Consider the following 23,110-nt stretch of genomic DNA (forward strand, 5'->3'; position numbering starts at 1 on the left):
TGCCGTGCGCCCGGTGACCGGGCCGTGGGACGAAGGACGGGTGGGTCAGGCCGGGGTGGGCACGGTGGACGCGAACCTGTCCGCGCCGAAGGGGCGCGCGATCTGCGGCAGTCGGCCCGTGACGACGGCCTCGGCCATCGCTTCGGCGGTGGCGGGGGTCAGCTGGACGCCGACGCGGTGGTGGCCGGTGGCCAGCAGGACGTCGTCGCGGGACGTCGGTCCGAGGATCGGCCGGCCGTCCGGGGAGCCGGGGCGCAGGCCGGCGTCGGCGCCGGCGAAGCGCATGCGGGAGGCCGCCGGAAGGACGCGGCGTACGCGTTCGAGGAGGTCCGCGACTCCTTCGGCGCGGACGTGCTCGTCGTATCCGGTGTCCTCGTAGGTGGCGCCGACGGCGAGTTCGCCGTCGGTCCGCGGCGCGATGTAGACGGCGCGGTCCTCGTAGCCGCAGCGGACGGTGTGGTGGACGCTCGTGTCGCCGTGCAGGCGGATCACCTGGCCCTTGTAGGGCTTGATCTCGGGGACGAGTCCGTCCGGCAGGCCCGGCAGCAGGTGGGTCCACGGGCCGGCGGCGAGGACGAGCCGGTCGGCGTGCAGGAGGGCGCCGCCGCTGAGCCGCACGGCCGGGGTGTCGGTGTCGAGGAGGAGCCGTGCGGCGCGTTCCCTCACGAGGTGTCCGCCGGCGTGCCGGAGTGCCGCGGTGAGGCCGCGGGTGAGGGCGCGGGGGTCGATGGAGCCGTCGTCGGGCGACAGCATGCCGGTGTGCGCCTCGGCGGCGAGGTGGGGTTCGAGGCGGTGGCAGTCGTCCGGGGTGAGCATCCGGTACCGGACGCCGAAGTCGTCGGCCATCTGCCGCAGCCGGTCCAGGCCTTCGGCGGCCCGGGCGTCGTACGCGACGTCGAGGATGCCGTTGCGCAGGAAGCCGACCGGGGTTCCGGCGGCCTGGGCGACCTCGGCGGCGAACGAGGGGTACAGGGCGCGGGAGTGCAGGACGAAGCGGGCGAAGTCGGGTTGGCCGATGAGCATGTCGCCGGAGGGCGGGAGCAGTCCGGCGGCGACGTGGGAGGCCTTGCCGCCGGGTTCCGGGTCGATGACGGTGACGTCGGCGCCGCGTTGGGCGCAGCGCCAGGCGGTCGCCAGTCCGATGACGCCGCCGCCGACGATGATGACGCGCATGGGTTCCTCCTCCGCTCCGCGACGGGGGCGGGGGGCCGGGGCGGAGGGAGGTGCGAAGGGCCCCTGCACCACGTGGCGGAACGCTCGGTCTGCTCCGCGGGGCGGAGCGCTCAGTCCTGCTGGGTGAGCCGCAGCAGGTGGACGGCCAGGGCGGCCGGGGTGCGGTAGTCGAACAGGAGCGTGGCGGGCAGCCGCAGTCCGGTCAGGGCGGCCAGGCGGCGGTTGAGGTCGACGGTGGTGAGTGAGTCGAAGCCGATGGCGGAGAATTCGGCGTCGGGTGCGACGTCGTCGGGGCCTGTGCAGGCGAGGACTTCGGCGACCTCGGTGCGGATGAGCTGCTGGAGGGCGTGGGTGCGGTCGGCCTCGGGCAGTTCGGCGAGGGTGCGGCGCAGTTCGCCGGCGTCGGCGGGGGCGGCCTGGCGGGCGGGGCGTGCGGGGTCGTGGCGTTTCGGGGGGCACAGGTCGCGCAGGACGTCGGGGATCTGCGGGGAGTGGGCGCGCAGGGCGGGCTCGTGCAGCTGGACGGGGACGAGGACGGCGTCGTCGCGGCCGAGGGCGGCGTCGAAGAGGGCGAGCCCGTCGGACACCCGCAGGGCGGAGAGGCCGGCGCGTTCCATGCGTCTGAGGTCGGCGGCGGCGAGCCGTTCGCCCATGCCGGCTTCGTCCCATAGTCCCCAGGCGAGGGAGACGGCGTGCCGGCCGTGGGAGCGGCGGTGCTGGGCGAGGGCGTCGACGAACGTGTTGGCGGCGGCGTAGTTGGCCTGGCCGGCGCCGCCGACGATGCCGCTCACGGAGGAGAAGAGGACGAGTTCACAGTCGCCGGGCAGAGTCTGGGAGACCTGGTGCAGGGCGAGCGCGGCGTCGATCTTGGGGCGCATGACGCGGGCGAGGCGCCGGGGGGTCATGGTGCCGACGGCGCCGTCGTCGGTGACGCCGGCGGCGTGGATGAGCGTGGTGGGCGGGTGCTCGGGGGGCAGGTCGGCGAGGGCTCGGCCGAGCGCGTCGGGGTCGGCGACGTCGCAGGCGGTGACGGTGGCGTGGGCGCCGAGTTCGAGCAGTTCCGTGACGAGGCGGCGGGCGGCGGGGGTGTCCGGTCCTGAGCGGCTGAGCAGCAGCAGGCGGCTCACGCGGTGGCGTTCGGCGAGGTGGCGGGCGAGGACGCTGCCGAGGGCTCCGGTGCCGCCGGTCAGGACGACGGTGCCGTGGGCCCGTTCGGCACGGCGTGGCCGGGTGGTGGCGTCGGGGCGGGAGCGCTGCAGGCGCAGGCGCAGCAGGCTGCCGCGGCGGACGGCGAGCTGGGCGTGGACGGCGTCGGGGCCGGTGAGGGCGGAGACCGCGGAGACGAGGGCGCGGCGTGAGCCGTCGGCCTCGTCGATGTCGACGAGTGCGAAGCGGCCGGGCTGTTCGGTCTGGCCGCTGCGGACGAGTCCCCAGACGACGGAGGCGGCGAGGCTGGTGATGCTTTCGCCCGGTTCGCAGGACTGGGCCTGCTGGGTGACGAAGACGAGGCGGGCGTCGGCGAGGCGGTCGTCGGTGAGCCATTCCTGGACGAGGACGAGGCAGCGCTGGGCCTGCGCTCGTGCTTCGTCGGCGTCGTCGCCGCCGTCGGCGCAGCTGACGAGGACGACGGAGGGGACGGGGGCGCCTCGGCGCAGGGCGGTGTCGAGGGCGGGGAAGGAGCTGTAGTTCTCGAAGGATTTGCCGGTGGCCTTGAGTTCGCCGGTGATGCCGAGGTGGTCGGTGCCGAGGAAGGCCCAGGGCTCGTCGGCCGCGGGGCGTGCCGGTACTTCGGCGAGGGGTTGCCAGTCGGGGCGCAGGAGTGCGCCGGAGGCGCCGGTGCCGCGCAGTTGTTCGAGGCTGACGGGGCGCACCATGAGGGAGCGGGCGCACAGGACCGGCCGGTCGTCGGTGTCGGTGGCGGTCAGGGTGAGGTTGTCGCCGTCGGTGGGGGTGATGCGGATGCGCAGGGCGGTGGCTCCGGGGCGGTGCACGCGGACGCCCTGCCAGGCGAAGGGGAGGTAGGTGGCGTCGTCGTTGCGGTCGAGGAAGGGGATGCTCGCGGCGTGGAGTGCGGCGTCGAGCAGGGCGGGGTGCATGAGCAGGCCGGTGGCGGGCGGGGCGGGGCTGGCGAGCGGGACTTCGGCGTAGACCTCGGGGCCGTGGCGCCAGGCGGCGTGGAGGAGGCGGAAGGCGGGGCCGTAGTCCATGCCGCGGGCGGTGAGCCGGTCGTAGAGGTCGGGGATGTCGACGGGTTCGCTGCCGGCGGGCGGCCAGGCGCGGGGTGCGGCGGCCGGGGCGGCGGCGGGTCCGGTGCCGTGCCCGCTGTGTGCGCACCGGTGGCCGGCGGAGGGCGTGACGGTGGTGGGGGTGACGGTGGAGTGGGTGGCGCCGTGGAGGGTCTCGCCAGGGCGGAGAGCGGGGACGGTCATGGGCTTCCTTCGTGGCAGAGGGGGACCCGGGGGTGCCGTGCGAGTCGGTGCCGGAGCGGTGCCTGGCGTCAGCCCTTCAGGGGCGGCGGGTTGGTGATGGCCGCGGTGACGTCGCCCTTGGAGTCGCCGCCGTGTTCGTCGTGGTAGCGGCAGGAGGTCTTGACGACGACGAGGGCGTCGCGGATGTCGTTGGCGTCCCAGGCGACGATGTCGACGATCTCCATGGACCCTTCGAAGAAGCGGCCGCGCATGGGCACGCGGAAGGAGCTGGAGAAGTCGGTGATGAGGATGTCGCCGAGCTGGCGGTGCCAGAAGTCGTCCATGCCCCACTGGTTGAACGGCTCGGTGAGCGCGTCCTGGACGGACTTGGCGATGAGGTAGTAGGCCATCTGGTTGTAGCAGATGTTGAACTCGACGGAGTTGAAGTGGCCGGTGTCGTCGATGTAGCACGACTCGGGGATCTCGAAGGTGCATTCGGCGGCGAGCCGTCCGCCGTCGTTCGGGTTGCCGTCGACGATGACGTCGGCGGTCTTGAGGTATTCGCACCGCTTGGCGCGGTAGGGGGTGAGCACCCGGTGCAGCAGCGGTTCGTCGGTGGGCAGGCGGCGGGCGGTGGGGCTGTCGGCGCGCTGCGCGGGTCGCGCCGGGGATGTCGTCATGGCTCGTGTCTCCAGCTCGTCCGGGGGCGGTGCGGGGCTTCGGGATCGGGGTCCGGTCAGCTGCTGTGGTTGCGGCGGGCGGCGAGCAGCAGTTCCTCGACGCTCATGTCGCGCAGCGCGGTGGCGGGGGTGGGGGGTTCTTCGGCGGGGTCGTCCGGCGTGGTGTCGGGCGTCGTGGTGTCGGGCATCGTCGCGGCGGTTGTCCCGGCGGGGTCGGGGTCCCCGAGTTCCAGGAGGGCGTCGAGGAGTCCGGCGGTGCGCAGGGCGGACAGCGGGATGGCCGCGATCCTGGCGCGCAGCTCGTCGTCGGCGTGCTCGGCGGCCAGGGCGTCGACGTCCGGGGCGAGTTCGGCGAGCAGGAATCCGGCGAGGTCGGCCGGGGTCGGGTAGTCGAAGGTCATGGTGGCGGGCAGCCGGGTTCCGATGGCGGCGCTGAGGCCGTTGCGCAGTTCGATCGCGGCGAGCGAGTCCATGCCGAAGGCGGTGAACGGCGTCTCGGGATCGATGGCGGCCGGGTCGTCGTGCCGGACGTGGGCGACGTGCTGCCGTACGAGGTTGAGGACGAGGGCGGGCCGCTGGTCGGGGTCGAGGGCGGCGAGCCGCCGGGTGAGGGGTTCGTCGGCGGCGGCCGGGACGGGGGCGTCGCCGGTGGTGTCGGACTGCCGGGCCGGCGGGGCGACGAGGTCCTTGAGCACGGCGGGCAGCTGGTCGTAGCCGGCCCGCAGAGCCGCGGGGTTGAGGGTGAGCGGGACGAGCAGGGCGTCCGGGCGGGTCAGTGCCTCGTCGAGCATGGCCAGGCCCTCGGCGGTGGACAGGGCGGCGCTGCCGGCGAGTTCGAGTCGGGTGAGGTCGGCGGCGGACAGTGTGCCGCCCATGCCGTCGGCCTCGGCCCACAGTCCCCAGGCGAGGGACTGGCCGGGCAGTCCGGTCTCCTGCCGGTGGGCGGCGAGCGCGTCGAGGAAGGTGTTGGCGGCGGCGTAGTTGGCCTGGCCCGCTCCGGACACCAGTCCGCTGGCGGAGGAGTAGAGGACGAAGTGGGTGAGGGGGTGGTGGCGGGTGAGGTCGTGGAGGTGCCAGGCGGCGTCGGCTTTGGCGCGCAGGACGGGGTGGGTGCGGTCGGGGGTGAGGTCGGTGAGGAGGGCGTCGTCGAGGGTGCCGGCGAGGTGGAAGACGGCGGTGAGGGGGTGGTGGGGGTCGATGCCGTCGAGCAGGTCGGCGGTGGCGTCGCGGTCGGCGAGGTCGGCCGCGATGATGCGGACGGTGGCGCCGAGGGCCTGGAGGTCGGCGGTGAGGCGGTCGGCGCCGTCGGCGGCGGGGCCGCGGCGGCTGGCCAGGAGCAGGTGGCGTGCGCCGTGCCGGGTGACGAGGTGGCGGGCGAGCATCGCGCCGAGACCGCCGGTCCCGCCGGTGACGAGGACGGTGCCCTCGGGGTCGAGGGGCCGCGGGTCGGGTGCGGGGCCGGTCACCGGGGCCAAGCGGGGTACGGAGCAGTGGCCGTCGCGGACGCGGACCTCGAAGGCGCCGCGGGCGGCGGCCGCGGGAACGGCGGCGTGCGAGGCCGGTTCGGTGTCGACGTCGATCAGGCCGAAGCGTCCGGGGTGTTCGGCCTCGGCCGCGCGGACCAGTCCGGCGACCGCGCCCGCGGCGAGACCGCCGGTGACGACGACCAGCCGGCTCCCGTTGAGGGCGGGCGCGGCGAGGAATCGCTGGACCTCGCCCAGGACGTGGGCGGTGACGGTGTGGAGGCTTGCCGGCAGGTCGGTGTCGTGCGCCGGGCAGGCGAGCAGCACCAGTGGGGGCGGGGTGCCGGGCAGGGCGGCGAGCGAGGCGATGTCGGGGGCGGCGGGGGTGAGTCCGAAGCAGGCTCCGGGCGGGCCGGCCGTGGTGGGGCTGCCATCGTCGGCGGGGACGTCGAGGTGCTTCCATTCGACGCGGTGCAGGGGGCTGCGCCGGGCGTCGGCGAGCTGCTGTTCGCTGACCGGGCGGCCGTGCACGGAGCGCACCGTGGCGACGGGTGCGCCGTCGGTGTCGTACAGGTGCAGGGAGCTGTGTTCGGCGCCGGTGGCCCGGTGCAGGTGGACGCGGACGGCGGCGCTGCCCGGTCGGTGCACGTGGACGCCCTGCCAGGCGAAGGGGATGAGGGTCTCGCCGGAATGCGGACCGCCGAGCGACTCGACGTGCAGGGCCGCGTCGAGGAGGGCGGGGTGCAGCCGGTGGCGTCCGGCGTCGGCCGTGTCGGGCAGCGCGACGTCGGCGTACAGGTTCTCGCCGTCGGCCCAGGCGGCGCGCAGGCCCTGGAAGAGCGGGCCGTAGTGGTAGCCCTGGTCGGCGAGCCGGGCGTAGGCGTCGGTGACGTCGAGGGCCGTGGCGTGCGGCGGGGGCCAGGCCGCCGGGGCGGCGGGCGGGGTCTCGGGCGCGGGTCCGAGCGAGCCGCCGGCGTGCCGGGTCCAGTCCGTGCGCCCGTCGGCTCGGGAGTGGACGGTGACGGTGCGCGAGCCGGCGGCGTCGGGTTCGCCGACGGCGACGTGGACGGTGACGGAGCCGTCGGCGGGCACGACGAGCGGGGCCGCCAGGGTCAGTTCCTCGACGGCGGGCGCCCCGCACTTCTCGCCCGCCGCGAGGGCGAGTTCGACGAAGCCGGTGCCGGGCAGGAGGGTGACGCCGTGGACGGCGTGGTCGGCGAGCCAGGGGTGTTTTCCGGCGTCGACGCGTCCGGTGAGGACCGTGCGGCCGGTGCCGGGGTCGGGCACGGCGGTGGTGAGGAGCGGGTGGGTGAGGGCGTCCAGGCCGGCGGCGCCGGCGTCGAGGGGCGGGGCGCCGGCGTCGATCCAGAACCGGCGGCGCTGGAAGGCGTAGGTGGGCAGGACGAGTCCGGGGTCGTCGGGTGTGTCGGCGAGGACCGCGGCCCAGTCGGGCTCCAGGCCCGCGGTGAAGGCGGTGGCCAGGCCGGTGGCCAGTTCGGTGGCCTCGTCGCGGCCGGCGCGCTGGAGGTGCACGAAGGCCGTTCCCTCGGTGTCGGCGAGGGTCTCGCGGGCCAGGGCGGTGAGGGTGGCGTCGGGGCCGATCTCGACGAAGCGGGTCACGCCGCCGTCGTGGAGGGCGGTGACGCCGTCGGCGAAGCGGACGGTGCGGCGGACGTGCTCGACCCAGTAGGCGGGGTCGGTGAGTTCGCCGGGGCCGGCCGGGCGGCCGGTGACGTCGGAGACGACGGTGAGTTCGGGTTCGCGGTAGTCGACGCTCGCGGCGACCTCGGCGAAGTCGGCGAGCATCGGCTCGGTCATCCGGGAGTGGAAGGCGTGGGAGACGGCGAGCCGCTTGTGTCGTACGCCGTCCGCGGCGGCCCGTTCGGCGGCCTGTCGGACGGCGTGTTCGGGGCCGGAGACGACGACGGAGCCGGGCGTGTTGACGGCGGCGAGGTCCAGGGCGAGGTCCTTGGTCAGCCGGGCGGCGTGCTCCTCGGTGGTGTTGAGGGCGAGCATGGCGCCGCCGGGCAGGGCCTGCATGAGGCGGCCGCGGGCGGCGACCAGGCGGGCCGCGGAGTCGAGGTCGAGGACTCCGGCGGTGTGGGCGGCGCACAGGGCGCCGATGGAGTGGCCGAGGACGGCGTCGGGGCGCAGCCCCCAGTGCCGCAGCGCGCCGGCGAGGCCGGCCTGCACGGCGAACAGGGCGGGCTGGGTCCACTGGGTGCGGTCCAGGTCGCCGCTGCCGCCGGTGTCCCACAGGACGTCGCGCAGCGGGGAGGCGAGGTGCCGGTCGAGGGCGGCGCAGGCGGCGTCGAAGGCGTCGCGGAAGGGCGGGCAGTGGGTGTGCAGGCCCCGGCCCATGCCGGCCCACTGGGAGCCCTGTCCGGTGAACAGCCAGCCGACCCGGCCGGGCCTCGCGCGGCCGGTCACGGCGGCCCGCCCGGCCGCGATCTCGGCCAGTGCGGCGAGGAGTTCGGCCGGTCGGGCGCCGACGGCCACGGCCCGGTGGGGCAGGGCGGCGCGGCCGAGGGCGAGTCTGCGGGCGACCGCGCCCACGGCGATCGTGTCGTCGTCCCGGAGTGCGGTGTGCAGGCGGGCGGCCTGGTCGCGCAGGGCCTGTTCGCTGTGTCCGGACAGCGGCCAGCAGACCGGTCCCGCCGGGGTGCGGGCGGTGCGCGCGGGCGGCGGTTCGACGGCCTCCAGGATCACGTGGGCGTTGGTGCCGCTGACGCCGAAGGACGACACGGCGGCGCGGCGCGGGCGGCCGGCGCGCGGCCAGCCGCGTGAGCGGGTGAGCAGTTCGACGCGGCCGTCGCTCCAGTCGACCTGGGTGGAGGGGGCGTCGACGTGCAGGGTGGCGGGCAGGACGCCGGCGCGCATGGCCAGGATCATCTTCATGACGCCGGCGACGCCCGCCGCCGCCTGGGCGTGGCCGATGTTGGACTTGATGGAGCCGAGGTAGAGCGGGTCGCCGGGGCGGTCCCGGCCGTAGGTGGCGAGCAGGGCCTGGGCTTCGATGGGGTCGCCGAGCCGGGTGCCGGTGCCGTGTCCCTCGACGGCGTCGACGTCGGCGGGGCCGAGGCCGGCGGCGGCCAGGGCCTGCTGGATGACGCGTTGCTGGGAGGGGCCGTTGGGGGCGGTCAGGCCGTTGGAGGCGCCGTCCTGGTTGACGGCGGAGCCGCGGACGACGGCGAGGACGGGGTGGTTGTTGCGGCGGGCGTCGGAGAGGCGTTCGAGGAGCAGCATGCCGGCGCCCTCGCCCCAGCCGGTGCCGTCGGCGGCGTCGGCGAAGGACTTGCAGCGGCCGTCGACGGCCAGGCCGCGCTGGAGGCTGAAGTCGGTGAAGGTCTCGGGGGTGGCCATCACGGTGACGCCGCCGGCCAGGGCGAGAGTGCACTCGCCCCGGCGCAGTGCCTGCATCGCCCAGTGCATGGCGACCAGGGAGGAGGAGCAGGCGGTGTCGACGGAGACGGCGGGTCCTTCGAGGCCGAGGACGTAGGCGACGCGTCCGGAGGCGACGCTGGCCGAGCTTCCGTTGGTGAGGTAGGGGGCGAGGTCGTCGGGGACGTCCCGCAGGCGGCTGGCCCAGTCGTGGTACATGACGCCGGCGAAGACGCCGGTGCGGCTGCCGTGCAGGCTGCCGGGGTCGATGCCGGCGCGTTCCACGGCCTCCCAGGAGGTCTCCAGGAGCAGCCGCTGCTGCGGGTCGGTGGCGACGGCCTCGCGGGGGCTGATCCCGAAGAAGTCGGCGTCGAAGTCGGCGGCGTCGTGGAGGAAGCCGCCTTCGCGGACGTAGGTCCTGCCGGTGCGGCCGATCTCGGGGTCGAAGAGTTCGGCGGTGTTCCAGCCGCGGTTGACGGGGAACGGCGAGACGGCGTCGACGCCGTGGGCGACGAGCTGCCACAGCTCTTCGGGGGTGGAGACGCCGCCGGGGTAGCGGCAGGCCATGCCGACGACGGCGATGGGGTCGTCGTCGGAGGGGGCTGCCGTCTCCTGTGCGGTGTCCTCGGCGGGCTCCGGGGCGAGCAGGGCGAGCACGTGGTCGGCGAGGGCCGACGGGGTCGGGTAGTCGAAGATCAGGGAGGACGGCAGCCGCAGTGCGGTGGCCGCGCCGAGGGCGTTGCGCAGTTCGATGGCTCCGAGGGAGTCGAAGCCCACCTCGCTGAACGGGCGGCGTGGGTCGACGGCGTCGGCGTGCTCGTGTCCGAGGACGGCGGCGGCGTGGCGGGTGACGAGGTCCAGGACGAGCGGGCGGCGGTCGCGTTCGGTGAGGGCGGCGAGGCGGCGGGCGAGTTCGCCGCCGGCGGGGCCGGCCAAGGTCGTGGGGCGCGGTCTGCGGGGGACGAGGGCGGCGAGCACGGAGGGGAGGGGGCCGGTGCGGGCCCGCAGGGCGGGCAGGTCGAGCCGCAGGGGCAGCATCACCGGGGTGTCGCGGGTGAGGGCGTCGTCGAACAGGGCGAGGCTCTGTTCTGCGGTCAGCGCGATCACGCCGGAGCGCTGGGTGCGGCGGAGGGTGACCTCGTCGAGCCGGCCGCCCATGCCCTCGTCGCCGGCCCACAGGGCCCAGGCCAGGGAGGTGGCGGGCCGGCCGAGGGCCCGGCGGTGCTCGGCCAGCCGGTCGAGGAAGGCGTTGGCGGCGGCGTAGTTGGACTGGCCGGCCGCGTCCATGGTGGCGGCGGCCGAGGAGAACAGGACGAAGGCGCCGAGGCCGGCGTCGCGGGTGAGTTCGTGCAGGTGCCAGGCGCCGTCGACCTTGGCGGTGAAGACGCTGTCCACCTGGGCGGGGCCGAGGGTGGTGACGGCGCCGTCGGCGACGACGCCGGCCGCGTGCACGACGCCGGTCAGCGGCCGGTCGGGGTCGACGCCGGCGAGGAGGCGGTTCACGGCCTCGCGGTCGCCGACGTCGCATGCCTCGACGCGGACGCGGGCGCCGGCGGCGCGCAGTTCCTCGGCGAACTCGGCCGCTCCGGGGGCGCGTTCGCCGGAGCGGCTGGTCAGGATCAGGGAGCGGGCGCCGTGCCGGGCGACCAGGTGGCGGGCCACGTGGCGGCCGAGGCCGCCGGTGCCGCCGGTGACGAGGACGGTGCCGTCGGTCCAGGGCGCGGGGGTGTCGCCGTTACCGTCGCGGTCGGCTTCGGGCATGCGTGTCAGGCGGGCCGCGTGCGGTGCGCCGTCGCGGACGGCCAGCTGGTCCTCGCCCCGGGCGGGGTCGAGGGCGGCGGTGAGCGCGGCGAGCAACTGCTGCGGTGTGCAGCCGGGTTCGGCGTCGAGGAGGACGAACCGTCCGGGGTGTTCGGCCTGGGCCGCGCGGACCATGCCCCAGACGGGGGCGGCGGCCAGTCCGTCGAGGGCGGCGGCTCCGGTCGCGACGGCGTTCTCGGTGACGAGGACGAGCCGCAGCGTGCCGAGGCCGGAGTCGAGCGCCTCCTGGAGCAGGGCGAGGGTACGCAGGGCTGCGGAGCGGGCGGCGGCCGGGGTGGAGTCCTCGCCGGTGCGGACGAACACCACGGCGGCGTCGGGCGCTTCGGCCCGGTCGGCGAGCGCGGTCCGCAGGGCGGCGAGATCGGGGTAGGTCTCACCGGGCAGCGGTACGGCCGGGGCGCCGACCAGGGCCAGCCGGGGCGTTCCGGTGCCGGCCGGTGTCGGCTCCCACCGCACTTCGTAGAGGGGCCGGTGGGGGCGGGCGTCGCCCAGGGGGCGTTCGACGACGGTCTCGACGGTGGCGACGGGTCCGCCGGCGGCGTCGCTCAGTTCGGCGCGCAGTCCGGTGGCGTCGCGCGCGAGCCGGACGCGCAGCGAGGTGGCGCCGGGGGCGTGGACGGTGACGCCGTCGAGGGAGAAGGGGATGCGGGTGCCGCCCGTGTCGGGGGCGGGCAGGAAGTCGGCGGCGTGGAAGGCCGAGTCCAGCAGGGCGGGGTGGACGAGGAAGCGTTCGGCCCCGGTGCGCGCGGTGTCGTCGAGGCCCACCTCCGCGAGGACCTGCTCGCCCAGCCGCCAGGCGGCCCGCAGGTTGCGGAACGCGGGACCGAAGGCGTAGCCGGCGTCGGCGCGGTCGGCGTAGAAGGCGCCGAGGTCGAGAGGTTCGGCGCCAGGCGGCGGCCACGCCTCGGGAGCGTCGTCGCCCGGTGCGGACGCATCACCGGTCCCGGGCCGTTCGGCGGCGGTGACGGTGGCGCGGGCGTGGGTGACCCAGCTCTCGGTCGCGGCGTCCAGGCACGAGACGCGGATCTGTCGGCGCCCGTCGGGGCCGGGGGCGGCGACGCGGATCTGCACGGGGACGGACGCGTCGCCGCTCAGCGTGAGGGGCGTCAGGACGAGGAGTTCGTCGACGCGCGGGCAGTCCACGGCGAGGCCGGCCCGCAGCACCAGCTCCAGCCAGCCGGTGCTCGGCAGGATCCGGTCCCCGGCGATGACGTGGTCGCGCAGCCAGGGCTGGGCGCGCGCCGACAGCAGGCCCGTCAGGAGGGTGCCCTCGCCGTCGGCGAGGGTGATCTCGCCGGTGAGCAGGGGGTGGTTCAAGCGCGTGAGGCCGGCGCCGCCGGTTCCGGATGCGGCCGGGAGGTCGAGCCAGTAGCGGCGGTGCTGGAAGGCGTAGGTGGGCAGGGGCACGGCGCGGGCGTCGGGGAACAGTCCGGCGCCGTCGGCGGTCGCGCCGCGCACCCAGGCCGCGCCGACCGCGTCGAGCAGGTCGCTCTCCTCGTCGCGGCCGGCGCGCAGGGTGGCCAGGGCGGCGACGTCGTCCGCGGTGTCGGGCAGACAGGCGGGGGTCAGGGCCGTGAGGACGGCGTCGGGGCCGACCTCCAGGAAGGTGGTGACTCCGGCGTCGTACAGGTGGCGTACGGCGTCGGCGAAGCGCACGGTGCCGCGGATGTGCCGTACCCAGTGGCCGGCGTCGGGGACGGCCGGTTCGCCGGTCAGGGTGGAGACGACCGGGATGCCCGGGGCGGTGTGGGTCATGGCCTCGGCGAGGCGCCGGAACTCGTCGAGCATCGGCTCCATCAGCGGCGAGTGGAAGGCGTGCGACACGCGCAGCCGCCGGGTGCGGCGGCCCAGGCCGGCGAAGTGGGCCTCGATGCGGGCGACTTCGGCCTCGGCGCCGGAGACGACGACGGACGTGGGGCCGTTGACGGCGGCGACGGACACGGTGTCGCCGAGCAGCGGCAGCACCTCGTCCTCGCTCGCGGTCAGCGCGGCCATGGCTCCGCCTGGCGGGAGTTCCTGCATCAGCCGGCCGCGCGCGACGGCCAGCATCGCGGCGTCGGGCAGCGAGAGCGCCCCGGCCACGTGGGCGGCGGCGAGTTCGCCGACGGAGTGCCCGGCGACGAAGTCGGGGCGCAGTCCCCACGATTCGAGGAGGCGGTAGAGGGCCACCTCCAGGGCGAACAGGGCGGGTTGGGCGTATTCGGTGCGGTCGAGGAGCTGCGCCGCCGGGCTGCCCTCGGCGGCGAACACGACGTCGGCGAGCGGCCGGTCGAGGAGCAGGTCCATGTGGTCGGCGACGACGTCGAAGTGGTGGGCGAACAGGGGGTGGCGTTCGTGCAGCCGTCGGCCCATGCCCAGGCGCTGGGAGCCCTGGCCGGTGAACAGGACGGCGAGCGCGCCCCGGTCGGCGCGGCCGGTGGGCCGCTCCCCCGCGGCGAGCGCGGCGAGCGCCGTGCGGGCCTGGTCCGCGTCGTCGGCGAGGACGACGGCCCGGTGGTCGTGGGCGGCGCGGGTGGCGGTGAGGGAGTAGCCCACGTCGCGCAGGTCGGTGTCCTCGGCGGGCTGTCCGGTGAGCCGCTCGGCGAGGCGTGCGGCCTGTGCGCGCAGCGCGGCCTCGCTGCGGGCGCTGAGCAGCAGCGGGACGGGCCCCTGGGCGTCGGGCTGCGGGGTCGGGGCGGGGCGGGCGGGCGGTTCCTCCAGGACGACGTGCGCGTTGGTGCCGCTCGCGCCGAAGGAGGACACCGCGGCGCGGCGCGGGCGGTCCTCGCGCGGCTCCCACGGCCGGGAGGTGGTGGCGAGCCGTACGGTGCCGGCCGACCAGTCCACGTGCGGGGTCGGGTTCTCGGCGTGCAGGGTGGCGGGCAGCACGCCGTGCCGCATCGCCATCGCCGCCTTGATGACGCCCGCGACGCCCGCGGCCGCGCCGGTGTGCCCGATGTTCGACTTCACCGAGCCGAGCCACAGCGGGTCCCCGGCCGAGTGGTCGCGGCCGTAGGTGTCGAGGATCGCGCGGGCCTCGATGGGGTCGCCGAGCCGGGTGCCGGTGCCGTGCGCCTCGACGGCGTCGACCTGGTCGCCGGTGAGGCCGGCGTCGGCGAGGGCCTGGCGGATGACCTTCTTCTGGGCCTCGCCCCGGGGGGCGGTGAGACCGTTGCTCGCGCCGTCCTGGTTGATGGCGGTGCCGCGCACCACGGCGAGGACGGGGTGCCCGGCCTTGACGGCGTCGTCGAGCCGTTCGAGTACGAGCATGCCGGAGCCCTCGGCGAAGGCCGTGCCGTCGGCCTCGGCGGCGAAGGCCTTGCAGCGGCCGTCGGCGGCCAGGCCGCGCTGTCTGCTGAAGGTGGTGAACGTGCCGGGGCTGGAGATGACGGCGACGCCGCCGGCCAGGGCCAGGCCGCATTCGCCGCGGCGCAGTGCCTGCACGGCGAGGTGCAGGGCGGTGAGGGAGCCGGAGCAGGCGGTGTCGACGGTCAGGGTCGGCCCTTCCAGGCCGAGGGTGTAGGCGACGCGCCCGGAGACGACGCTGGGCAGGTTGCCGAGGAGGAGGTGGGCGTCGACGCCGTCGGGGGCCTCGTGGGTGCGGGGGCCGTACTCGTGCGGCTCGACGCCGACGAACACGCCGGAGCGGCTGCCGCGCAGCGTGGTCGGGTCGATGCGCGCGTGTTCCAGCGCCTCCCAGGCGGTCTCCAGGACCAGACGCTGCTGGGGGTCCATGGCGACGGCCTCCTTCGGCCCGATGCCGAAGAACTCCGCGTCGAAGTCGCCCGCGCCGGGCAGGAATCCGCCCTTGCGGACGTAGCTGGTGCGGGGTGCGTCGGGGTCGGGGTCGAAGAGGGCGTCGAGGTCCCAGCCGCGGTCGTCGGGGAAGTCGCCGACGACGTGCTCGCCGCCGGCGACGACGTGCCACAGGTCGTCGGGCGAGCCGATCCCGCCGGGGTAGCGGCAGCCGATGCCGACGATGGCGATCGGGTCGTCGGCGCCGCCCCGGTGCGGCTCCGGCTCGGGCGCCTCGTCGGGCGTGCCGAGGAGCCGGGAGCGCAGGTAGCGCACCAGCAGGGCGGGCCGCGGGTACTCGAAGCCGACGGTGACGGGCAGGTCGAGCCCGGTGCGGGCGACCAGCCGGGCGTGCAGTTCGACCAGGCCGAGGGAGTCGATGCCGAGGTCGCGGAACGGGAGTTCGGGGTCGATCTCGCCGTCGGCCCGCGGGTCGGTGCGCAGCCGGATCTCGTGCAGCTGCTCGCGCAGCAGCCGGGTCAGTTCCGCGCTCGTCGCGACGGCGCTCGCCACGGTGTTGCTCGCCCCGGCGGTGTTCGTCGGGGCGGTGTTCGTCGGGGCGGTCGGCTGAGGAGTGGTGGCACCGTGCTCCACGTGGGAGCCGGCGTCATCGGCGGGGATCACTGGGCTGTCACCTCGACACTCGGGTTCCGACGGGAGGGGCGGCGCGTCTCGCCGCTCGACGGTAGCTTTCGGCGAGAATCCGCCCCACCCCTGCGATTGGGAGGACTCCCCCTATGCCGCCCGCGCCGGTGGTCGCCCGCCCGCCGCGGTGCGACTCCCGCCGCCGGCGCGTCGGCCGGCCCGCCCCGGCCCGCGGCCGGAACCGTTCCCCGCGTGGGCCGAGCGGGGCGAGCGGGGCGTGTCAGCGCGGGACGCCGGCCAGCAGGGCGCGGCGGTCGGCCTTGCCGTTGACGGTCAGCGGGATGTCGCCGACGAAGTGGACGCCGTGCGGAAGCATGTAGGAGGGCAGGGTGGCGGCGCAGAAGGCGCGGACGGCGGCCGCCGTCGCCGCCTGGCCGGCCGCGCTGTCGGCGCGCACCAGGAAGGCGCTCAACACCGGCTCGGCGTCGTCTCGTTCGTCGAGGACGACGACGGCCGAGGCGACGCCCTCGTGCTGCTGCAACCGGCGTTCGATCTCGCCGAGTTCCACCCGGTTGCCCCGCACCTGGACCTGGGAGTCGACGCGGCCGCAGAAGTACAGCTCGCCCTGCGGGCCGCGGTAGGCGAGGTCGCCGGTGCGGAAGACGATCTGGCCGGAGGCGGGCTGGAAGGGGTCGGGCACGAGCGCGGCGGCGGTGGCCTCGGGGTCGTTCCAGTAGCCGCTGAACAGGGCCGGGCTGCGCAGGTAGATCTCGCCGGTGCGTCCGGGTTCGGTGACCGCCCGGCCGGCCGCGTCGACCAGGGTCATCTCCGCGCCGGGGTGCGCCCAGCCGATGGAGGGACGTTCCAGGGTGTCGGGCAGGGGGGTGGGCACGGCGGTGAGGGAGGCGGCCATCGACTCGGTGGCGCCGTAGCCGTTGACGATCTGCGCCCGCGGCAGCAGCTCGGACAGGCGGCGCATCTCCGGCAGGGGGAACTCCTCACCGGAGTAGACGATCCGCCGCAGCGACCTCATCGCGCCCAGTTCGGCCGGCGCGGTGCGCAGCACGGGCCGCCAGATGGACGGGACCCCGTGCACCTGGCTGACGTCGGCCTCGGTCAGGAAGTCCAGGAAGCGGCGGGGCCAGCCGAGTTCGTCGCGCGGCACGGGGACGATGGTGGCGCCGCAGCCCAGGGCCATGCCGGTGTCGACGAGCGAGAAGTCGAACTGAAGGGGGGACGTGGTCGCGACCCGGTCTCCGGGGGCGACGAAGCCGAGCCGCCGCACGCCGCGCAGGAACGCCAGCACGCCCCGGTGGGTCATCACCACGCCCTTGGGGCGGCCGGTGGTGCCGGAGGTGAAGATGATGTAGACGGGGTCGGTGGGCGTCACGCCGTTGCGCACCCGTGGGCCGGGGCGCGGCGACCGGTCGATGCGCAGGCCGCCGTCCCCGAAGCGGCCGGTGCCGAGGGTGTCGGGCAGTCGGCCGCGGACGTCGTCGCCGAACTGCAGGAACAGGGCCGGCCGTGCGCTGTCGACGATGAGGGCGAGGCGCTCGTCGGGCAGGTCCGGGGCGACGGGGACGAACGGCAGCCCCAGCGTCGCGCAGGCCAGCAGCACGGCCACGGCGGACGAGCAGTGGTGGGACTGCACGACGACGCGCTCGCCGACGTCCAGTCCGAGGCGGTCCAGGCCGTCCGCGTATGCGTCGACGAGGCTTTCCAGTTGGGCGTAGGTGAAGGTGCGCAGGCCGCCGTCGGGCGCGCGTTCCACCAGGGCGGGGGCGTCGGGGGTGGTGGCTGCCGCGGCCAGCAGATAGCCGCGCAGGTTGTCGTTCTCGTCGGTGGCGCAGGCGAAGCGGACCGAGGGCGGGGGCTGCGGCGTCACGGGTTCTCCTGTCGGCGGACGGGGTCGGCGGTGTGTCGCGCGGGGAAGTGCGCGGCACGTTCCGGGCGCCGAATGTAGTGAATGCGCGTCGGCCCGGCAGCTCGTTCGCAGCGGCCTTCCGGGGCTTAGGGGACGCTAGGGGTTCTGTGCGGTTGCGGGCGTCTGGAAACTCGGCACGACGAGGCGTGCGGGCGGCTGGACGAAGCGCCGGCCCGCCGTTGACCGGCCGAACTGGAGGGTGCGTGGACAACGCAAGAGCGACCGGTACGGCGATCGTCTTCCCCGGAATCAGCGTCACGCCGTATGCCGACCTCGCGAAGTTCCTGATGCTCGGCAGATCGGCCAGAGCGCTGGTCGCCGAGGCGAGCGACACGCTCGGATACCACCTGCTGGACCGGTACAGGGACGAGGACGGGCGGTTCACGGAGAGTTCCCGGGTGTCGTTCCTGGTGAGCTGCCTGGCGCTGGCCCGGGACGCGGAGCTGCGCTCCGGGCTGCGGCCGGACGTCGTCGTCGGGCCGAGCTTCGGCGGGATGCCGGCCGCGGTGTACGCGGGCGCGGTGGGTGTGGCCGACGCGGTGCGGATGACGGCGGGATGGAGTGCGTGCGTCGAGCGGTATTTCGCCGAGCACCACACGGACACGGTGTCGCAGTCCTGCGCGCGGCTCCCGGCGGCGGAGCTGGAGGCGGTGCTCGGCGAGCTGCGGGCGCGGGACGAGTGGCATGACGTGGCCTGCTACGTCGACTCGGACTTCGCGATCGTGTCGGTGCGTGAGGCGCGGCTGCCGTGGCTGGTGGAGCGGATGCGGGCGTGTGGCGGTCTGCCGCTCGCCACGATGCGTCCGCCCATGCACTCGCCGTCGTTCGCCGCGCTGCGCGAGGAGGTGGACCGCGAGGTGTTCTCGCGACTGGTGTTCACCGACCCGGTGCTGCCGCTGGTCGACGACCACGACGGCGGCGAGGTCCGTACGGCGGGGCAGGTGCGGGACATGGTGCTGGACGGCATCGTGGCGCCGGTGCGCTGGCTCCGTGTGGTGGCGGCGCTGCGGGCCCGCGGGGTGAGCGAGCTGGTCGTCGCCGGCCAGGACAGCCTGTGGGGCCGGGTGCGCGCGAGCACCGACAACTTCACGGTGACCACGCTCACCGCCCGGCGTGCTCTGGTGCCGCCCGTCCGCCGGCTGCCGGCGGGCAGGACGTGAGCGGGCGGGCGCCGGCGGTCGGACCGCCGGCGCGTGCCTCAGGCCGGGGCCTGCACCTCGGTGAGGGTCTGCCACAGCTTTCCGGGGGTGGCGAAGCGTTCCATGCTCATGGCGTCGTTGCTGAAGCGCACGCCGTAGGCCGCCTCGAGTTCGGCGAGCAGCTCGACGGTGGCCATGGAGTCGAGCCCCAGGTCCTTCAGGGGCAGGTCTTCGGTGAGCGGCTCGTCCGGCCCGATGAACGGGGTGTGCCGTCGCAGCAGCTGCTCGAACTCGGAATCCCACATGGTCGGGCCCTTCTGGCTCGGCGAATTCGGCGCCAACCTACGGGCGCCCCCGATCGGGCAACAACCCCTAATTGCGGCTGGAGACGACGATGACCGAGCCGGTACCGGACGCCGGGCTGCACCATCGTTTCCTCGGCGGTCTGCGCGCGGCCCCCGACCGTCCCGCGCTGTGGCTGGGTGCGGCGGAGCAGTACTCGTACCGCGAGCTGCACGACGTCGCGCTGCGCTGGGCGGGTGCGCTCGTTCGCCGGCTCGGGCGGCGTCCGCGGCGGGTGGCGGTGCTCGCGGACAAGAACCGTACCGGTTACGCGGGGGTGCTCGCCGCGCTCTACTGCGGGGCGGCCGCGGTGCCGCTGCATGTGCGGTGGCCGGCCGGGCAGATCGGGCAGATGCTGCGGGCGGCGGAGGTCGAGGCGGTGATCGCCGACCCGGACGGCCTGGTCACGGTGCGGGAGGCGGGTCTCGACCTGCCCGTGCTGTGCCCGGACCTGTCCGGCGGCGCCGGGGCGGCCGCCGGCCTGGTGCGGGAGGAGCCGGGCGACGCCCTGCCGGAGCCGAGCGCGGTCGCCCCCGACGACATCGCCTACGTGCTGTTCACCTCGGGCTCCACCGGCCGGCCCAAGGGGGTGCCGCTGACGCACGCCAATTTCCTGCACTACTTCGCGCAGGTCGACGCGCGCTACGACTTCGGCGCCGGCGACGCCTTCGCCCAGACGGTCGAGCTGAACTTCGACTGCGCGATCTTCGACCTGTTCTGCGCCTGGGGTGCGGGCTCCTGTGTGCACCCGGTCCCGCCGACCGCCTATCTCGACCTGCCGGGGTTCGTCCGGGAGCGGGGCATCACGGTGTGGTTCTCCACGCCCAGCGCCATCGCCCTGGTGCGGCGCACCGGCGGGCTCACGCCGGGCTCGATGCCGGGGCTGCGGTGGAGTTTCTTCGCGGGTGAGGCGCTGAAGTGCGCCGACGCGGCGGACTGGCAGCGGGCGGTGGGCCGCGGCGTGGTGGAGAACCTCTACGGTCCGACCGAGCTGACGATCACGGTGAGCGTCCACCGCTGGTCGGCGCGGACCTCCCCCGGGCTCGCGGTCAACGGGATCGTGCCGATCGGCGCCCTGCACGGGGGGCTGCGGGCGCGGATGCTGGACGCCGACGGCGAGGAGAGTGACGAGGGCGGTGAACTCTGCGTCAGCGGGGCGCAGTTGACGCCGGGGTATCTGGACGCGCAGGACGGTGCGGGGCGGTTCTTCGTCGCGGACGGGCGCACCTGGTACCGCACGGGTGACCGGGTGGTGCGCACGGCCGGCGAGTTCGCCTATGTGGGGCGGCTCGACTCGCAGGTGCAGATCAAGGGTCTCCGGGTGGAGCTGGCGGAGGTCGACGACGCGGCGCGCACGTGTCCGGGGGTGAGCGACGCGGTGGCGGTGGCCCGTCCGGCGGACGACTCCCTCGAGCTGGTGGTCTTCTACACCGGGGAGCCGGTCGCGCCGGCCGCCTTCCTGCGGCATCTCAGGCCGCTGCTGCCCGGCGGCGCGCTGCCGCGTGAGTTCCGGCGCCTGGCGGAGTTCCCGCTCAACTCGAACAGGAAGACCGACCGCAAGGCGCTCGCCGCGCAGGCTCTCGTCCGGCCGGACGGCGCGGACAGGAGTCCTTCGCGGGCCGGGGCGGGCGGGCCGGGATCCGGACGGAAGCAACCTGCGCGGGGGTGACCGGACGGGGGCGGGCTGACCCCGGGGGGCCGGGCCGGCCGGGGGCCGGGGCGTGCCGGCCGCGGCGGGTCAGGGCCGTGCCGCGGGTGAGTCAGGGCTGGCGGGCGGTGCGGCGGGGGCGGCTCTTCGTCGTGTCGCGTTCGGCGATCCGTACGCCGATGCCGTCGAGCACGACGCGCAGGCCGAACGCCGGGCCGCCGTCGTCCGCCGGGTCGAAGGCGCCGGACTCCATGGCCTCGAGCAGCGCGGGGTAGCGCTCGCTGTGATCACGGACCAGGCCGGCGATGGCGGTGCCCCAGGACTCGTTCGAGAGGTCGGCCTCCGGGTCGGCGGGCGTGTTGCCCACGTACTGCACCCAGCTCCGGACGTGACTGTTGACGGCGACGACCGCGTCGGTCTTCTCGCTGCCGCTCAGGGCCGTCCCGGCGAGAGCGGAGACGCCGGATTCGAGCCATCCGAGTTCGTTGGGGCCCATGGCCCGGCCCAAGGTCGCCGCGGTCACGGCCCAGGGGTGGTCGTTGAGGACCACCAGGTAGCAGTGGGCCCACACCTCGAGTTTGGCGCGCCAGTCGCCGATGGCGTCGTCCAGGATCGGCGGTTCGCCGAGCGCGGCGTCGATCATGAGGCTGACCAGGTCGTTCTTCCCCGGGAGGTAGCGGTACAGCGACATCGTGCTGCGGCCCAGCTCCTTGGCCACCCGCTGCATCGAGACGGCGGAGAAGCCCTCCCGGTCGGCGATCCCGATGGCGCACTCGACGATGCCTTCGACGGTCAGCGCCGGCTTGGGCCCGCGCGCCGACGCCCCTCGCCCGCCCCACAGCAGCTCAAGGGTCCGAGAGAAGTCATCGCTGTCTTGTTTCGACACAGACACTCCAGCTCATCCAGTGCCGAGCGATTGACCGCTCCACACTTCTGCGTATAGCTTACACAAGCGAGTACGGCATACACAGTTACCGTGCTCGTCGAATTCCCGCGTAGAAGCCGGAGACTCCGATGGTTACCTCTCCAACCGCTCCCCGCCTGGCCCCGCCGCCTGAACTCGGTGGTCGCCGCTGGGTGGCGCTTGTCGTGATCTGCATGGCCGCACTGTTGTTGAGCGTTGACCTTACCGTCCTGCAGCTCGCCATCCCCTCACTCATCAAGGACCTGCAGCCTACGTCCACCGAGGTTCTCTGGATCGCGGACATCTACGGTCTCGCCCTGTCCGGCCTGCTGGTGACCATGGGTAACCTCGGCGACCGGATCGGCCGCAAGAAGCTGCTGCTCGCCGGCTCCTTCGCCTTCGCCGCGGCGTCCGTGCTCTGCGCCTACGCGGACTCGCCGGCGTGGCTGATCGGGGGGCGGGCGCTGCTCGGCGTCGCCGGCGCGACGGTCTACCCGACCACGCTCTCCATCATCCGCAACATCTTCACGGACCCGAAGGAGCGCACCACCGCGGTCGGCGTCTGGGCCGCCATGATCAGCGGCGGCATGGCGATCGGACCGGTCATCGCCGGCCCGCTGCTCAACAACTTCTGGTGGGGATCGGTCTTCCTGATCAACGTCCCCATCATGGTCCTGCTGTTCTCGGTGGCGGTCGTGGTGGTCCCGGAGTCCCGCAGCCCGCTGCCCGGCCGGATCGATCCGGTCAGCGTCGTCCTGTCGATCGTCAGCATCGTCGGCATCGTCTACGCCATCCAGGAGTCCGTGCACGACGGCTTCGGCGACAAGCGGGTGCTGATCGCCGCGGCGATCGGCGTCGCCGGCCTCGTGGCCTTCGGGCTGAAACAGGTGCGCATGGAGCATCCGCTGATCGACGTCAAGCTCTTCAAGAGCATGGCGTTCTCCGGCGCCGTCGCCTCCAACACCTTCGCCCTGTTCGCCTTCATCGGCACGACCCTGCTGCTCAGCCAGTACTTCCAGCTGGTGCACGGGTGGTCGCCGCTGAAGTCGGGCCTCGCGATGCTGCCGCCCGCCGGCGTGGCCATCATCGTGGCCCCGATGATCGCCATGCTGGTGCCGAAGATCGGGCGGGCCAAGCTGTGCGCGTTCGGTCTCGCGGTCGGCGCCGGGGCGATGGCCTTCTACGGCACCCTGAAGGTCGACACCAGCTACGGCATCGTCATCATCCCGGTCGTCCTCCAGGCGATCGGCGCCGTGTCCACCTTCACCGTCACCTCGGACACCATCGTCAACAGCGCGCCCAAGGAGCGCTCCGGCGCCGCGGCCGCCCTGGCCACCACGGCCGCCGAACTGGGCGGCGCGCTGGGCATGGCGGTCCTCGGCACCATCCTGAACAACCGCTACACCCACACCCTGAAGCTGCCCGACAACACCCCCGCGCAGGTGGCCGAAGCGGCGAAGGACTCCCTCGGCGGCGCCCTCCAGGCCACCGCCACGCTGCCCGAGAAGACGGCCTCCGCCATCATCGACGCGGCCGACGCCGCCTTCATGCGGGGTCTGCACAGCGCCGTCCTGCTCAACGTGGTGATCCTCGGCCTCGTCGCGGTCACGGCGCTGATCACCCTGCGGAACGCGCCGGCCGAGTACCCGGAGGACTTCGAGGAGGAGTTCCCCGGCCTGGGCGACTACCTCGCCCACCATCCGGAGGAGGCAGCAGCCCTGGGCGGCGGCGACAGCCCGACGGTGCCGGCCCCCGCGGGCCGTCCGGGAGAGGTGCCCTCCAGCCCCGACCGGAGCACGGGCAGCTGATCAGGGCCGCACGGACATCGTCCCCGACGAGCCCGCGGCGTGCCGATCCCCCTCACAGAA

At 74.8% G+C, this 23,110-nt stretch carries 10 protein-coding genes; 3 read left to right on the forward strand and 7 right to left on the reverse strand.

The window, feature by feature from the left end; translation table 11 throughout:
- Nucleotides 1–45 precede the first annotated feature (45 nt).
- From thiO to OG802_RS00820, 5 genes are all read right to left on the reverse strand, one after another.
- Nucleotides 46–1,173: a glycine oxidase ThiO gene (gene thiO, locus OG802_RS00800; protein ID WP_329406111.1), complete on the reverse strand. Its 1,128-nt coding sequence runs from the start codon at nt 1,171–1,173 to the stop codon at nt 46–48.
- A 110-nt stretch (nt 1,174–1,283) separates the two neighbouring features.
- Nucleotides 1,284–3,602 carry a type I polyketide synthase gene (locus tag OG802_RS00805; RefSeq protein WP_329406114.1) on the reverse strand — a complete coding sequence of 773 codons (2,319 nt, stop codon included), beginning with the start codon at nt 3,600–3,602 and terminating at the stop codon, nt 1,284–1,286.
- Between the two features lie 68 nt (nt 3,603–3,670).
- Nucleotides 3,671–4,261 (reverse strand): FcoT family thioesterase, encoded by a 591-nt coding sequence (locus OG802_RS00810; RefSeq protein ID WP_329406118.1) that lies wholly within the window; start codon nt 4,259–4,261, stop codon nt 3,671–3,673.
- Between the two features lie 56 nt (nt 4,262–4,317).
- On the reverse strand, nt 4,318–15,324 hold the full coding sequence (locus OG802_RS00815; protein ID WP_329406121.1) for a type I polyketide synthase: 11,007 nt from the start codon (nt 15,322–15,324) through the stop codon (nt 4,318–4,320).
- A gap of 241 nt (nt 15,325–15,565) precedes the next feature.
- Nucleotides 15,566–17,170 (reverse strand): AMP-binding protein, encoded by a 1,605-nt coding sequence (locus tag OG802_RS00820; RefSeq protein ID WP_329406126.1) that lies wholly within the window; start codon nt 17,168–17,170, stop codon nt 15,566–15,568.
- Between the two features lie 242 nt (nt 17,171–17,412).
- On the opposite strand from OG802_RS00820, the gene OG802_RS00825 reads away from it, so the two are divergent.
- Nucleotides 17,413–18,369, forward strand: a complete 957-nt coding sequence (locus OG802_RS00825; RefSeq protein ID WP_329406129.1) for an ACP S-malonyltransferase — start codon at nt 17,413–17,415, stop codon at nt 18,367–18,369.
- Between the two features lie 38 nt (nt 18,370–18,407).
- On the opposite strand, the gene OG802_RS00830 is transcribed toward OG802_RS00825, so the two are convergent.
- The gene (locus tag OG802_RS00830; protein WP_329406131.1) at nt 18,408–18,653 is read right to left on the reverse strand and encodes an acyl carrier protein; all 246 of its coding nucleotides are present in this window, start codon (nt 18,651–18,653) and stop codon (nt 18,408–18,410) included.
- An 89-nt stretch (nt 18,654–18,742) separates the two neighbouring features.
- On the opposite strand from OG802_RS00830, the gene OG802_RS00835 reads away from it, so the two are divergent.
- Nucleotides 18,743–20,359 (forward strand): AMP-binding protein, encoded by a 1,617-nt coding sequence (locus tag OG802_RS00835; RefSeq protein ID WP_329406133.1) that lies wholly within the window; start codon nt 18,743–18,745, stop codon nt 20,357–20,359.
- Nucleotides 20,360–20,450: 91 nt separating this feature from the next.
- Here OG802_RS00835 and OG802_RS00840 read toward each other — a convergent pair whose 3' ends face one another.
- Nucleotides 20,451–21,224: a TetR/AcrR family transcriptional regulator gene (locus tag OG802_RS00840; RefSeq protein ID WP_329406135.1), complete on the reverse strand. Its 774-nt coding sequence runs from the start codon at nt 21,222–21,224 to the stop codon at nt 20,451–20,453.
- Between the two features lie 128 nt (nt 21,225–21,352).
- Here OG802_RS00840 and OG802_RS00845 point away from each other — a divergent pair, with 128 nt between their 5' ends.
- Nucleotides 21,353–23,050 carry a DHA2 family efflux MFS transporter permease subunit gene (locus OG802_RS00845; protein ID WP_329406136.1) on the forward strand — a complete coding sequence of 566 codons (1,698 nt, stop codon included), beginning with the start codon at nt 21,353–21,355 and terminating at the stop codon, nt 23,048–23,050.
- Nucleotides 23,051–23,110: the final 60 nt, after the last annotated feature.

Origin of the sequence: Streptomyces sp. NBC_00704 (assembly GCF_036226605.1) — a bacterium.
In the GTDB taxonomy this organism is placed as follows: domain Bacteria; phylum Actinomycetota; class Actinomycetes; order Streptomycetales; family Streptomycetaceae; genus Streptomyces.